The sequence below is a fragment of the Micromonospora sp. AKA38 genome, assembly GCF_027925725.1.
Taxonomy (GTDB): Bacteria; Actinomycetota; Actinomycetes; order Mycobacteriales; family Micromonosporaceae; genus Micromonospora.
Map to the genome: position 1 here is coordinate 306,659 of NZ_BNEI01000005.1, position 14,434 is coordinate 321,092.

At 68.2% G+C, this 14,434-nt stretch carries 9 protein-coding genes and 3 rRNA genes; 11 read left to right on the forward strand and 1 reads right to left on the reverse strand.

Going from position 1 to position 14,434, the window contains the following annotated elements; genetic code table 11:
- Nucleotides 1-93 precede the first annotated feature (93 nt).
- The 7 genes from tyrS to TPA0908_RS19165 all read left to right on the forward strand — a co-directional run bounded on the left by tyrS (nucleotide 94) and on the right by TPA0908_RS19165 (nucleotide 11,097).
- On the forward strand, nucleotides 94-1,377 hold the full coding sequence (gene tyrS, locus TPA0908_RS19135) for a tyrosine--tRNA ligase (RefSeq protein WP_281942618.1): 1,284 nt from the start codon (nucleotides 94-96) through the stop codon (nucleotides 1,375-1,377).
- Between the two features lie 605 nt (nucleotides 1,378-1,982).
- Nucleotides 1,983-3,497: ribosomal RNA gene (locus TPA0908_RS19140) — 16S ribosomal RNA — on the forward strand.
- A gap of 374 nt (nucleotides 3,498-3,871) precedes the next feature.
- Nucleotides 3,872-6,980: ribosomal RNA gene (locus TPA0908_RS19145) — 23S ribosomal RNA — on the forward strand.
- 79 nt (nucleotides 6,981-7,059) lie between these two features.
- Nucleotides 7,060-7,176, forward strand: a 5S ribosomal RNA gene (rrf, locus tag TPA0908_RS19150).
- Together the 16S, 23S and 5S rRNA genes form the textbook arrangement of a ribosomal RNA operon.
- A 146-nt stretch (nucleotides 7,177-7,322) precedes the next feature.
- On the forward strand, nucleotides 7,323-9,014 hold the full coding sequence (locus TPA0908_RS19155) for a hypothetical protein (RefSeq protein WP_281939823.1): 1,692 nt from the start codon (nucleotides 7,323-7,325) through the stop codon (nucleotides 9,012-9,014).
- On the forward strand, nucleotides 8,969-10,015 hold the full coding sequence (locus TPA0908_RS19160) for a tetratricopeptide repeat protein (RefSeq protein ID WP_374709250.1): 1,047 nt from the start codon (nucleotides 8,969-8,971) through the stop codon (nucleotides 10,013-10,015). The genes TPA0908_RS19155 and TPA0908_RS19160 overlap by 46 nt, the downstream gene beginning before the upstream one ends.
- Nucleotides 10,016-10,050: 35 nt before the next feature.
- Nucleotides 10,051-11,097, forward strand: coding sequence for an HAD-IIA family hydrolase (locus tag TPA0908_RS19165; RefSeq protein WP_281942619.1), 1,047 nt, complete (start codon nucleotides 10,051-10,053; stop codon nucleotides 11,095-11,097).
- 50 nt (nucleotides 11,098-11,147) lie between these two features.
- Here TPA0908_RS19165 and TPA0908_RS19170 read toward each other — a convergent pair whose 3' ends face one another.
- The gene (locus TPA0908_RS19170) at nucleotides 11,148-11,483 is read right to left on the reverse strand and encodes an SCP2 sterol-binding domain-containing protein (RefSeq protein ID WP_281939827.1); all 336 of its coding nucleotides are present in this window, start codon (nucleotides 11,481-11,483) and stop codon (nucleotides 11,148-11,150) included.
- A 112-nt stretch (nucleotides 11,484-11,595) separates the two neighbouring features.
- Here TPA0908_RS19170 and TPA0908_RS19175 point away from each other — a divergent pair, with 112 nt between their 5' ends.
- The 4 genes from TPA0908_RS19175 to TPA0908_RS19190 are packed head-to-tail and all read left to right on the forward strand — an operon-like array spanning nucleotide 11,596 to nucleotide 14,184.
- A complete protein-coding gene (locus tag TPA0908_RS19175; RefSeq protein ID WP_281939829.1) occupies nucleotides 11,596-12,204 on the forward strand; it encodes a phasin family protein in 609 nt (202 codons plus the stop codon).
- Complete coding sequence (locus TPA0908_RS19180; RefSeq protein WP_107160780.1) at nucleotides 12,201-12,431, forward strand: hypothetical protein; 231 nt, start codon at nucleotides 12,201-12,203, stop codon at nucleotides 12,429-12,431. Before TPA0908_RS19175 ends, TPA0908_RS19180 begins: the two co-directional genes overlap by 4 nt.
- A gap of 23 nt (nucleotides 12,432-12,454) precedes the next feature.
- Nucleotides 12,455-13,303: a TlyA family RNA methyltransferase gene (locus TPA0908_RS19185; protein ID WP_281939832.1), complete on the forward strand. Its 849-nt coding sequence runs from the start codon at nucleotides 12,455-12,457 to the stop codon at nucleotides 13,301-13,303.
- A complete protein-coding gene (locus tag TPA0908_RS19190; protein WP_281939834.1) occupies nucleotides 13,300-14,184 on the forward strand; it encodes an NAD kinase in 885 nt (294 codons plus the stop codon). The genes TPA0908_RS19185 and TPA0908_RS19190 overlap by 4 nt, the downstream gene beginning before the upstream one ends.
- Nucleotides 14,185-14,434: the final 250 nt, after the last annotated feature.

Sequence of the window (14,434 nt, forward strand, 5' to 3'; positions counted from 1 at the left end):
TCCTCGCGCTCGACGGCGCCGCCAGCCTAGTCGGCGCCGCCGTCGGCAAACCCGGTACGGCCCCGGGCCGGGGATGGGGGAGAATTGGTGACCGTGACCGACAGCAACCTCCCGCCGGGGCGGGACTCCCTGACCGAAGACCTGCTGTGGCGGGGCCTGATCCAGGACTCGACCGGCCCCGACGAGCTGCGTGCGCTGCTCGACGGCCCGAGCGCCACGTTCTATGTGGGCTTCGACCCGACCGCCCCCAGCCTGCACGTCGGCAACCTCATGCAGGTCGTCACCGCCCGCCGGCTCCAGCTCGCCGGGCACCGGCCGCTGCTGCTGGTCGGCGGCGCCACCGGTCAGATCGGTGACCCCAAGGAGAGCGCCGAACGGACGCTCAACCCGCCGGAGGTCATCGCCGGCTGGGTCCAGCGCATCCGGGACCAGCTCTCACCGTTCCTCACGTACACCGGCGACAACGCGGCCCGCATGGTCAACAACCTGGAGTGGACCGGCGAGATGTCGGTGGTGGAGTTCCTCCGGGACGTCGGCAAGCACTTCCCGGTGAACAAGATGCTGGCCCGGGAGGTGGTCAAGGCCCGGCTGGAGAGCGGCATCAGCTACACCGAGTTCAGCTACCAGCTCCTCCAGGCCAACGACTTCTTCGAACTGCACCGCCGGCACGGCTGCCAGCTCCAGTACGGCGGCTCGGACCAGTGGGGCAACATCACCGCCGGCGTGGACTACGTCCGCCGGCGCGGCGCCGGACCGGTGCAGGCGTTCACCACCCCGCTGGTCACCAAGTCGGACGGCACCAAGTTCGGCAAGAGCGAGACCGGCGCGGTCTGGCTCGACCCGGAGATGACCAGCCCGTACGCCTTCTACCAGTTCTGGCTCAACGCCGACGACCGCGACGTGTCCCGTTACCTGCGGTACTTCAGCTTCCGGTCCCGGTCGGAGCTGGAGGAGTTGGAGAAGGCCACCGCCGAACGCCCGCAGGCGCGGGCGGCCCAGCGGGCCCTGGCCGAGGAGCTGACCACGCTGGTGCACGGCGAGCGGGAGACGGCCCAGGCGATCGCCGCGAGTCAGGCGCTGTTCGGGCGGGGGGCGCTGGACGAACTCTCGCCGGAGACGCTGCGGGCCGCGCTCGCCGAGGCGGGGCTCGTGCCCGTCGACGAGCTGCCGGACGTCGCCGGCCTGCTCAAGGAGTCGGGCCTGGTCCCGAGCATGAAGGAGGCCCGGCGGGTGATCGCCGAGGGCGGCGCCTACGTCAACAACGTCCGGGTCGCCGAGGTCGACGCGACGGTCTCCGACGCCGACCTGCTGCACGGTCGCTACCTGGTGCTGCGCCGGGGGAAGCGCTCGTTCGCGGGTGTTGAGCTGCGGGGATAGTCAACCGTCGACGATGTGACGGGGGACGCGCCCGGCGGATTTGACGATCAATCCGTCGGGCGCGTAACTTTCTCTCTGCCAGCGCGGAACGGACGAACAGGGCGAAAGACCTGGGAGGCCGGAGCGCAGGACCTGGAAACCGGGTGGTGCCCCGGATCCGCCGGGAGGCGGATTTGGTGAGGCGGAACCGACCGGGTAAGGTTATCGGCCGGCAGGGAAACGGACGGGCCAGCGGGAGACCGCGAACGGCCGTCCTGCCGAATTCCTCGATGCGACCGACGCGAGTCGGCCGAATCGTGGTGCCCGGCAAATGGATGATGCACGACAAACTGGCAAACACCGGTTTGACACGGCGGAAACCACCGGGTAACGTAGTAAAAGTGCCCGGCGCGAGAGCGGCGGGGATGTGAACGAAATGCCCCGGGTCGGGGGCCTCCTGGTGGGGTTTCCGGTGTGGTGTGTGGTTGTTCTTTGAGAACTCAACAGGGTGCTTGATAAGCCAGTGCCAATTGTTTTATACCCCGGACTGGTCAGGCTTTGGTCTGTCTGGTTGGGATTCCTTTGGCAACACTTTTGTTGCCAGGACATTGTGTCCGACAAAGTTTTTGTTGGAGAGTTTGATCCTGGCTCAGGACGAACGCTGGCGGCGTGCTTAACACATGCAAGTCGAGCGGAAAGGCCCTTCGGGGTACTCGAGCGGCGAACGGGTGAGTAACACGTGAGCAACCTGCCCTAGGCTTTGGGATAACCCTCGGAAACGGGGGCTAATACCGAATATGACCTCGCATCGCATGGTGTGTGGTGGAAAGTTTTTCGGCCTGGGATGGGCTCGCGGCCTATCAGCTTGTTGGTGGGGTGATGGCCTACCAAGGCGACGACGGGTAGCCGGCCTGAGAGGGCGACCGGCCACACTGGGACTGAGACACGGCCCAGACTCCTACGGGAGGCAGCAGTGGGGAATATTGCACAATGGGCGGAAGCCTGATGCAGCGACGCCGCGTGAGGGATGACGGCCTTCGGGTTGTAAACCTCTTTCAGCAGGGACGAAGCGTAAGTGACGGTACCTGCAGAAGAAGCGCCGGCCAACTACGTGCCAGCAGCCGCGGTAAGACGTAGGGCGCGAGCGTTGTCCGGATTTATTGGGCGTAAAGAGCTCGTAGGCGGCTTGTCGCGTCGACCGTGAAAACCTGGGGCTCAACCCCAGGCCTGCGGTCGATACGGGCAGGCTAGAGTTCGGTAGGGGAGACTGGAATTCCTGGTGTAGCGGTGAAATGCGCAGATATCAGGAGGAACACCGGTGGCGAAGGCGGGTCTCTGGGCCGATACTGACGCTGAGGAGCGAAAGCGTGGGGAGCGAACAGGATTAGATACCCTGGTAGTCCACGCTGTAAACGTTGGGCGCTAGGTGTGGGGGGCCTCTCCGGTTCCCTGTGCCGCAGCTAACGCATTAAGCGCCCCGCCTGGGGAGTACGGCCGCAAGGCTAAAACTCAAAGGAATTGACGGGGGCCCGCACAAGCGGCGGAGCATGCGGATTAATTCGATGCAACGCGAAGAACCTTACCTGGGTTTGACATGGCCGCAAAACCTCCAGAGATGGGGGGTCCTTCGGGGGCGGTCACAGGTGGTGCATGGCTGTCGTCAGCTCGTGTCGTGAGATGTTGGGTTAAGTCCCGCAACGAGCGCAACCCTCGTTCGATGTTGCCAGCGCGTTATGGCGGGGACTCATCGAAGACTGCCGGGGTCAACTCGGAGGAAGGTGGGGATGACGTCAAGTCATCATGCCCCTTATGTCCAGGGCTTCACGCATGCTACAATGGCCGGTACAATGGGCTGCGATACCGTGAGGTGGAGCGAATCCCAAAAAGCCGGTCTCAGTTCGGATCGGGGTCTGCAACTCGACCCCGTGAAGTCGGAGTCGCTAGTAATCGCAGATCAGCAACGCTGCGGTGAATACGTTCCCGGGCCTTGTACACACCGCCCGTCACGTCACGAAAGTCGGCAACACCCGAAGCCGGTGGCCCAACCCTTGTGGAGGGAGCCGTCGAAGGTGGGGCTGGCGATTGGGACGAAGTCGTAACAAGGTAGCCGTACCGGAAGGTGCGGCTGGATCACCTCCTTTCTAAGGAGCACCATCCAGCGAAAGCTGGTATGGAGCCCGCGACCTGCGAATGTCGGGTCGGGGTGCTCAGATGGCGGAGACACTGGTGAGTTTTTCCTCGGCAACGGCCGGGATTCTTCTAGTACAGCTGCTCTTCGGGGTGGTGGGAACGGAGTCCTGGTGCGGCTGGGGGGAGGCGGAGAGCACCCTGTTGGGTCCTGAAGGAACAACCATGGGTTGTTTTCTTCGGAGCCTTGTGCGGGCGTGAGTCCGTGAAGGTTGCCAGGCATGGCCTGGTCTCGCATACCGCCGGCGGTTGTCGGGTTTGGTGTGGGGCTGTGGGTTGTGGGTTGGTTGTTTGTTGAGAATTGCACAGTGGACGCGAGCATCTTTGTGGTCAAGTTGTCAAGGGCGAACGGTGGATGCCTTGGCACCAGGAGCCGATGAAGGACGTGGGAGGCCGCGATAGGCCTGGGGGAGCTGTCAACCAAGCTGTGATCCCAGGGTGTCCGAATGGGGAAACCCGGCATCAGTCATGTGATGTCACCCGCACCTGAACACATAGGGTGTGTGGGGGGAACGCGGGGAAGTGAAACATCTCAGTACCCGTAGGAAGAGAAAACAAACAGTGATTCCGTGAGTAGTGGCGAGCGAAAGCGGATTGAGGCTAAACCGGATGCGTGTGATACCTGTCAGGGGTTGCGTGTTCGGGGTTGTGGGACCCTGCTCAACAGACTGACATCTGTTGGAGAAGTTACAAAGCTAGTGGTTAGTCGAACAGTCTGGAATGGCTGACCGTAGACGGTGATAGTCCGGTAGGTGAAAGCTGCTGGTCTTCTGTGGGTGTTCCCGAGTAGCGGCGGACTCCTGAAATCTGCCGTGAATCTGCCAGGACCACCTGGTAAGCCTAAATACTTCCTGGTGACCGATAGCGGACAAGTACCGTGAGGGAATGGTGAAAAGTACCCCGGGAGGGGAGTGAAATAGTACCTGAAACCGTTCGCCTACAATCCGTCGGAGCCTTACGGGGTGACGGCGTGCCTTTTGAAGAATGAGCCTGCGAGTTAGTGGCATGTGGCGAGGTTAACCCGTGTGGGGGAGCCGTAGCGAAAGCGAGTCTGAATAGGGCGTATTCAGTCGCATGCTCTAGACCCGAAGCGGAGTGATCTAGCCATGGGCAGGCTGAAGCGCGGGTAAGACCGCGTGGAGGGCCGAACCCACCAACGTTGAAAAGTTGGGGGATGACCTGTGGTTAGGGGTGAAAGGCCAATCAAACTCCGTGATAGCTGGTTCTCCCCGAAATGCATTTAGGTGCAGCGTCGCGTGTTTCTTGCCGGAGGTAGAGCACTGGATGGTCTAGGGGGCCCACAAGCTTACCGAAATCAGCCAAACTCCGAATGCCGGTAAGTGAGAGCGCGGCAGTGAGACTGCGGGGGATAAGCTTCGTAGTCGAGAGGGAAACAGCCCAGATCACCAGCTAAGGCCCCTAAGCGTGTGCTAAGTGGAAAAGGATGTGGGGTCGCATAGACAACCAGGAGGTTGGCTTAGAAGCAGCCACCCTTTAAAGAGTGCGTAATAGCTCACTGGTCAAGTGGTTCCGCGCCGACAATGTAGCGGGGCTCAAGCACACCGCCGAAGCTGTGGCATTCACATTTCAACTTCGCGGCGCCTTGATGTGCCGTGCAGGTGTGTGGATGGGTAGGGGAGCGTCGTGCCGGGGGTGAAGCGACGGGGTGACCCAGTCGTGGACGCGGCACGAGTGAGAATGCAGGCATGAGTAGCGAAAGAAGGGTGAGAAACCCTTCCGCCGGATGACCAAGGGTTCCAGGGCCAGGCTAATCCGCCCTGGGTGAGTCGGGACCTAAGGCGAGGCCGAGAGGCGTAGTCGATGGACAACGGGTTGATATTCCCGTACCCGCGAAAGAGCGTCCCTGATGAACCTCGTTGTGCTAACCACCCGAACCGGAGGAGGTCTTCGGACCGAGTTTGGGGAGCGTGGGAACCTGGCGGGTAGTAGTCAAGCGATGGGGTGACGCAGGAAGGTAGCTGATCCCGGCCGGTGGTTGTGCCGGGGTAAGCGTGTAGGCCGTGCCATAGGCAAATCCGTGGCGCATGTAGGCTGAGACGTGATGCCGAGCCGATTCAGGTGAAGTCAGTGATCCTATGCTGCCGAGAAAAGCCTCTAGCGAGTTCTTAGCGGCCCGTACCCCAAACCGACACAGGTGGTCAGGTAGAGAATACCGAGGCGATCGGGCGAACTGTGGTTAAGGAACTCGGCAAATTGCCCCCGTAACTTAGGGAGAAGGGGGGCCGGAGACGTGAAGCCCCGCGCGGGTGGAGCGTTGTATGGCCGCAGAGAGCAGGGGGAAGCGACTGTTTACTAAAAACACAGGTCCATGCGAAGAAGTAATTCGATGTATATGGACTGACGCCTGCCCGGTGCTGGAACGTTAAGGGGACCTGTTAGCTCTTCGGGGCGAAGCGGAGAACTTAAGCGCCAGTAAACGGCGGTGGTAACTATAACCATCCTAAGGTAGCGAAATTCCTTGTCGGGTAAGTTCCGACCTGCACGAATGGCGTAACGACTTCCCCACTGTCTCAACCACAGGCCCGGCGAAATTGCATTACGAGTAAAGATGCTCGTTACGCGCGGCAGGACGGAAAGACCCCGGGACCTTTACTATAGCTTGACATTGGTATCTGAATTAGCTTGTGTAGGATAGGTGGGAGCCGGTGAAGTCCATACGCCAGTATGGGTGGAGGCAATCTTGAAATACCACTCTGGTTGATTTGGGTATCTAACTTCGGACCGTTATCCGGTTCAGGGACAGTGTCTGGTGGGTAGTTTAACTGGGGCGGTTGCCTCCTAAAGGGTAACGGAGGCGCCCAAAGGTTCCCTCAGCCTGGTTGGCAATCAGGTGTTGAGTGCAAGTGCACAAGGGAGCTTGACTGTGAGACTGACAGGTCGAGCAGGGACGAAAGTCGGGACTAGTGATCCGGCACTGGCATGTGGAAGCGGTGTCGCTCAACGGATAAAAGGTACCCCGGGGATAACAGGCTGATCTTCCCCAAGAGTCCATATCGACGGGATGGTTTGGCACCTCGATGTCGGCTCGTCGCATCCTGGGGCTGTAGCAGGTCCCAAGGGTTGGGCTGTTCGCCCATTAAAGCGGTACGCGAGCTGGGTTTAGAACGTCGTGAGACAGTTCGGTCCCTATCCGCCGTGCGCGTAGGATACTTGAGAAGGGCTGTCCCTAGTACGAGAGGACCGGGACGGACGAACCTCTGGTGTGCCAGTTGTCCCGCCAGGGGCACGGCTGGTTAGCTACGTTCGGAAGGGATAACCGCTGAAAGCATCTAAGCGGGAAGCTCGCTTCAAGATGAGGTATCCCACCCACTTTGTGGGGTAAGGCCCCCAGCTAGACGACTGGGTTGATAGGCCGGAAATGTAAGCCCGGTAACGGGTTCAGTTGACCGGTACTAATAGGCCGAGGACTTGACTACTAAGCTGCTACGCGTCCACTGTGCAACTCTGAACAAACACCGAACCCGTGTGGGTTGTTGGTTGATATGTTCATAGAGTTACGGCGGTCATGGCGGAGGGGAAACGCCCGGTTACATTCCGAACCCGGAAGCTAAGCCCTCCAGCGCCGATGGTACTGCACTCGGGAGGGTGTGGGAGAGTAGGACACCGCCGGACAATCTTCCAGTCGAGGGCCGCCCCATGAGGGTCGGCCCTCGACTGCGTTAGCGTTTCTGGCGGAAACGCCATCAGGAAGGATGCACCTGTGAGCTCTGGACCCCAGGGCGGGGACCGCCCCCGTCGCTACGAGGATCGCGCCGACCGTGGCGAGGGGCGCGGCGACGCCCGCCGCGATGATCGCCCCTCGTACCGGGGCGGTCGCGACGACCGCGCCGGCGGCACCCGTGGTGGTGACCGTCGTGAGGGCGGTTTCCGGCGTGACGACCGTGCCGGTGGTGCGCCGAGCGGCGACCGCCGAGAGGGCGGTTTCCGGGGCGGCGAGCGCTCCGGTGGCTTCCGTGGCGGGGACCGTCGCGAGGGCGGTTTCCGGCGTGACGACCGTGCCGGTGGTGCGCCGAGCGGCGACCGTCGTGAGGGTGGCTTCCGTGGCGGTGAGCGCTCGGGTGGTTTCCGGGGCGGCGACCGTGACGGTGGCTTCCGCGGTGGGGACCGTCGTGAGGGTGGCTTCCGCGGTGGCGACCGTGACGGTGGTTTCCGGGGTGGGGACCGCCGCGAGGGCGGCTTCCGGCGCGATGATCGTTCCGGTGGTGCGCCGAGCGGGGACCGTCGTGACGGTGGTTTCCGGGGTGGGGACCGTCGCGAGGGTGGTTTCCGGGGCGGCGACCGTGACGGTGGCTTCCGCGGTGGGGACCGTCGTGAGGGTGGCTTCCGCGGTGGCGACCGTGACGGTGGTTTCCGGGGCGGGGAGCGCCGCGAGGGCGGTTTCCGCCGTGACGACCGTGCCGGTGGTGCGCCGAGCGGGGACCGTCGTGACGGCGGTTTCCGGGGTGGGGACCGTCGCGAGGGCGGTTTCCGTGGCGGTGAGCGCTCGGGTGGTTTCCGGGGCGGCGACCGTGACGGTGGCTTCCGCGGTGGGGACCGTCGTGAGGGTGGCTTCCGCCGTGACGACCGTGCCGGTGGTGCGCCGAGCGGCGACCGCCGTGACGGCGGCTTCCGAGGCGGCGAGCGTCGCGAGGGTGGCTTCCGAGGCGGTGACCGTGAGGGTGGTTTCCGGGGCGGCGAGCGTCGTGAGGGCGGCTTCCGCCGTGACGATCGTGCCGGCGGTACCTCCGGTGGCGACCGCCGCGAGAGCGGTTTCCGCGGTGGGGACCGTCGCGAGGGTGGCTTCCGTGGTGGTGACCGTGAGGGTGGTTTCCGGGGCGGCGAGCGTCGTGAGGGCGGCTTCCGCCGCGACGACCGTGCCGGCGGACCCACTGGTGACCGTCGTGAGGGTGGCTTCCGTGGCGGCGAGCGCTCGGGTGGCTTCCGTGGCGGTGACCGTGAGGGTGGTTTCCGGGGCGGCGAGCGCTCCGGTGGTTTCCGAGGTGGGGACCGTGACGGTGGTTTCCGGGGCGGGGACCGCCGTGAGGGCGGTTTCCGTCGAGACGACCGTTCCGGTGGTGCGCCGAGCGGCGAGCGTCGTGAGGGTGGCTTCCGCCGCGACGACCGTGCCGGCGGCTTCGGCGGTGGCGAGCGTCGCGAGGGTGGCTTCCGCCGTGACGACCGTGGGGGTGACCGCCGGGAGGGCGGTTACCGCGGTGGGCCTACCGAGCGGGACGGGGAGCGCCGTGGCTACGGCGACCGGCCGGACCGGGACGACCGTCGGCCGGGCAGCTTCGGCCCGCAGCGCGAGCGTCAGGACGAGCGGGGCGAGGGACGTACCGGAGAGGCGCCGGAGCTGCCGGACGACGTGGTCGCGAGCGACCTCGACTCGACCGTACGGGCGGAGCTTCTCTCGCTCGCCAAGCCGGTGGCGGAGACCGTCGCCCGGCACCTGGTCGCGACCGGCCTGCTGATCGACGAGGACCCGACGCTGGCGCTGGCGCACGCGATGGCGGCCCGACGGCTGGCCTCGCGGATCGCCGCGGTGCGTGAGGCGGTCGGGCTGGCCGCGTACCACTCGGGGGAGTGGCAGACGGCCATCGCCGAGCTGCGGACGTACCACCGGATGACCGGCCTGCAGAGCCACCTCGCGGTGCTGGCCGACTGTGAGCGGGCGCTGGGCCGGCCGGAGCGGGCGATCGACCTGTTCCGTGGGGCGGATCAGGCCAAGCTCGACCAGGCCGTCGCCATCGAGCTGCTGATCGTGGCCGCCGGCGCGCGTGGCGACCTGGGCCAGAAGGACGCGGCCGTGGCGATGCTCCAGGTCCGCGAGCTGACCGCCGAGTCGGCCGAGCCGTGGGCGGCCCGGCTGCGCTACGCGTACGCGGACGCGCTGCTCGCGGTGGGTCGGCGCGAGGAGGCGCGCGAGTGGTTCTCCCGCGCCTCCGACATCGACTCCGACGGTGAGACCGACGCCGCCGAGCGGCTGCTGGAGCTCGACGGCGTGGTCATCGAGGGCGACGACGAGGACGACGAGTCGGACGACGGTCCGACCGGCGCCGACTCCTCGGCCACGCACGGCGACTCCGACGACGAGGACGACCTCGACGAGGACGAAGACGAAGACGATGAGGACGTCCTCGACGAGGACGACGACGAAGACGGCGACGACCTCGACGAGGACGAAGAGGACGACGACGAAGACGACGACCTCGACCGGGACGGTGACGAGGACGACGACCTCGACGAGGACGCCGGCCCGAACGGCGACCGCGCCGACACGTCCGGTGCGGGCGACGCGGCTCGGGCCGGGTACCGGGACCGCGACGCCGCCGACCTGAACGACGACGAGCTGACCGACGACGAGGCCGGCTCGCTCGCCGCCACCGACGACGCCCCCGCCGACCAGGCGGAGAACCGGCCGACGGCCGGCGGGCACGCGCCGGGCGGGGACGAGGCGGCGGAGCGCCGGTGAGCGGGCACGCCGGGGACACCGACACCGGTGCCGGGGTGGAGTCGGCTCGTGCCGACCGCGCCGGGGCGGACGGGCGGCTGGTCGACGGGTACGCCCTGGTGGTCTTCGACCTGGACGGGGTCATCTACCTGATCGACCGGCCCATTCCCGGGGCAGTCGAGGCGGTCGGCCGGCTGCGGGCCGAGGGGCGGGCGGTCGCGTACGCGACGAACAACGCCTCGCGCCGGTCCAGCGAGGTGGCCGACCTGCTCACCGGCATGGGTGTGCCGGCCGAGCCGGTGGAGGTGCTGACCTCCGCGGCCGCCACCGCCGAGCTGCTCCGGGACCGGTTGCCGGCCGGCGCGCCGGTGCTGGTGGTCGGCGCGGAGGCGCTACGGGCGGAACTGCGTGCGGTGGGCCTGCGGCCGGTGTCGACGGTCGACGAGGAGCCGGCCGCCGTGGCCCAGGGCTACGGTCCGCAGGTCGGTTGGTCCGAGCTGGCCGAGGCGTCCCTGGCGGTGCGGGCGGGCGCGCCCTGGTACGCCACGAACACCGACCGCACGCTGCCCAGCCCGCGTGGGCCGTTGCCCGGGAACGGCTCCCTGGTGGCGGTGCTGCGTACCGCGCTGGGCCGGGATCCCGACGTGGTGGTGGGAAAGCCGGAACCGGCGCTGTTCGCCACCGCCGCGCGCCGCGCCGGATCCGGGCGCACGCTCGTGGTGGGCGACCGGCTGGACACCGACATCGAGGGGGCCCGCCGGGCCGGGCTGGACAGCCTGCTGGTGCTGACCGGGGTGAGCGACGCGGCCGAGTTGCTGGCGGCGCCCGAGTCGCGCCGGCCGGCGTACGTCTCCTTCGACCTGGCGGGGCTCTTCGACGCGGCGGCCGTGGTGACGGTGCCCGGCCGACCCGGGACCGGCGGCTGGTCGGTGACGGCGACCGACGGGGAGCTGGTTCTCGACGGCGCGGGACGGCCGTTGGACGCGCTCGCGGCGCTCTGCGCGGTGGCCTGGGCGACGGCGACCGACCCGCGGGTGCGGGCCGCGTCCCCGGCGGCGGCGGAGGCGCTCGCCGCGTTCGGGCTCGACCGCGTCGACGGCTGAGCCGGGCGACCGGGGCCCCGCTGCGGGCGAGCGCCCGGCGACGGCGTCGGTCAGAGCAGTTTGCGGAGTTTCATCAGGTCGAACGGGTTCGCCTTGACGGAGACCCGGCGGGACGCCACCGCCGACATGATGTCGAGCTTGCCGTGCACCAGGGCGATCAGGTCGTCGCCGGCGATGCTCAGCGCGATCTTGGCCTTCGGGTCGTCGCCGTCGGTCAGCCCGACCAGCCGGCCGCCTTCCAGCCGACCGTGGAACGCGGTGCCGAGGTCGGTGATCCGGCAGGCCAGGGTGCGGTCGAGATCGATCCTGCCCTGCGCCTCGGCGTGCCGGTCCAGCCGGTCGGCCAGGTCCTGCAACGCCTGGCGGCATTCGTCCACGCTGGCCACATCGTCTCCTCACCATGAGCCATGCCGTTCCCCGGCACCGTACCGCAATGGTTCGTCCCCGGTGCCCGGTAGCGTGGCACCTGCACACCTCGCCCCGTGGAAGGACTCAGGCATGCAGGACGCGTGGCGCGCCTACCTCTCGCTGGCCATGGGCCTGACGGAGGCGCCCCGGAAGAAGGCGCAGGACGCGGTGATGCGCGTCGTCGGTCAGGGCGGCGCGACGGCCGGTCAGCTCCAGTCGCTGGCCGAGGAGTTGGTCGCCACCGGCCTGGCGAACCGGGAGGCGCTGACCAAACTGGTCCGCTTCGAGGTCGACCGGGCGCTGGGCGCGGTCGGGCTGGCCACCGCCGACGAGGTCGCCGAGCTGACCCGGCGCGTGCACGACCTGGAACGGCAGTTGCGCGAGGCGCGCACGCCCGTCGAGCCGACGACCACGTCCACACCGGCTTCGCCCGCACCAGACTCGACCGCATCAGAGCCGACCGCTTCGGCGTCGAGCGGGACCGAGCCGGCCGCGGCCACGCCGACTGCGGCCACGCCTGCCGCGGCCGGGCCGGGCGGGACCACGGCGACCAAGGCGGTCGCGAAGAAGGCGGTGGCCAGGAAGGCGGTCGCGCGCAAGCCCGCGGCCACGGTGGCGCGCACACCGGCCGACGAGTCGCCGGCCGCGTCCGCCCGGCCGGCGCGGAAGGCCACCGGCCGTCGGGCGGACGGCTCGTGAGCGCGCCCTTCCGGCCCGGTCCGCCACCGGGTCCACGGCCCGGTCCGCCCCCGGGGGTACGCTCCGCGCCGGTCGAGGAGGTCGGCGAGGCGCGGCACCCGGCGGTGGACGCCGCGGTGCGCGGCATGGCGAACGCGGAGGCGCTCGCCCCGGCGGACCAGATCGCCCAGTACGAGGCGGCGTACGAGACGCTGCGCGAGACCCTGGCCGGCATCGACCAGGCCTGAGCAGAGGCGGAGAACGGACACCGATGGCTCGTCGTACCCGACTGGACGCCGAACTCGTCCGCCGCGGTCTGGCCCGCTCCCGTGAGCAGGCCGCCGCGCTGGTGGAGGCCGGTCGCGTCCAGTTGCGCGGGGTGCCGGCCCGCAAGCCCGCCGCCATGGTCGACCCGGCCGATCCGCTGCTTGTCACCGGCGAGGACCCGACCGAGGAGTACGTCTCCCGGGGCGGCCACAAGCTGGCCGGCGCGCTGGCCGCGTTCGCGCCGGGCGGGCTGGTGGTGACCGGCCGGCGCTGCCTGGACGCGGGCGCCTCCACCGGCGGCTTCACCGACGTGCTGCTGCGCGCCGGCGCGGCCGAGGTGGTGGCCGTGGACGTCGGCTACGGGCAGCTCGCCTGGCCGCTGCGCACCGACGAGCGGGTCCGGGTCCTCGAGCGCACCAATGTGCGTACCCTCACGCCGGAGACGATCGGCGGTCCGGTCGACCTGACGGTGGCCGACCTGTCGTTCATCTCGCTGCGTCTGGTGCTGCCCGCGCTGGCCGGCTGCACCGGGCCCGACGGCGACCTGGCGCTGATGGTCAAGCCGCAGTTCGAGGTGGGCAGGGAGCGGGTCGGCGCCGGCGGTGTGGTGCGGGACCCGGCGCTGCGTGCCGAGGCGGTGCTCGACGTGGCCGCCGCCGCCGCGCGGCTCGGTCTCGGCCTGGCCGACGTGGCGGCCAGCCCGCTGCCCGGGCCGAGCGGCAACGTCGAGTTCTTCGTATGGTTGCGCCGGGACGCGCCCGCCGCCGATTCCGACCGGGTACGCGCGGTGGTGGCCGCGGGTCCGCAGGGAGCCGCCGCGACGGCGGCCACGAGCGAGGAGGTGTCCGGGTGAGTCGCACCGCGCTGTTGGTGACGCACACCGGCCGTCGACGCAGCACCGAGCATGCCCGGGCGGTCGCCGCCGACCTGATCGCGAACGGGTTCGAGGTCCGGGTGGTGGCCGAGGAGGCCGACGACCTCGATCTGCCGGGCGTGGTGCCGGTGACGGGTCCGGAGGCGGCCGAGGGCGCGGAGATCGTGTTCGCGCTGGGCGGGGACGGCACGTTCCTGCGCGCCGCCGAGTTGGCCCGTCCGGCCAAGGCGCCGCTGCTCGGCATCAACCTCGGCAAGGTCGGCTTCCTGGCCGAGGCGGAGATGAACGACCTGGACGCCGCGGTGCGGGACGTGGTGGCGCGTAACTACACGGTGGACGAGCGGTTGACCCTCGACGTGACCGCCGAGTTCGACGGCGGGCCGACCATCGAGTCGTGGGCGCTCAACGAGATCAGCGTGGAGAAGGGCGAGCGGGCCCAGATGCTGGAGCTGCTCGTCGACGTCGACGGTCGGCCGCTGTCCCGGTACGGGTGCGACGGCGTGGTCTGTGCGACCCCGACCGGCTCCACCGCGTACGCGTTCTCCGGCGGCGGGCCGGTGGTCTGGCCCGAGGTGGAGGCGCTGTTGCTGGTGCCGATCAGCGCGCACGCGTTGTTCAGCCGCCCACTGGTCACGGCGCCGACCTCCACGTTCGTCATCACCGTCGATCCGTTCACCACGCTCGCGGTGCTCTGCTGCGACGGCCGGCGGGTCTACGACCTGCCACCCGGCGCCCGGGTCACGGTGCGTCGGGGCGCGTTGCCGGTGCGCATCGTGCGTCTGCGGGACCGCCCGTTCACCGATCGGCTGGTGGCCAAGTTCGACCTGCCCGTGCAGGGCTGGCGCGGCAACCGCCGCTGATCGACGGCTCAGCTTCGGTGCCCGGCACGCCGCGGCGCGTTACGGTGGGCGGGACGGGCCGCGTCGAGGTGAGTCCGGGCGCGGCGGTGAGGCCCGCCGACTCGGAGGTGGCGTGGCCCGACGGTCGCGGGTTCGGCCAGGGGGTGGTCGGAGCCGCGACGGTCGGGGCGCCGGAGCGCCGTGGCCGGCCGCGGCGGGCGGACCGGCACGTCCGGCCCGGTCGGGTGTCGACCCCGGTCGGGCCGACAGG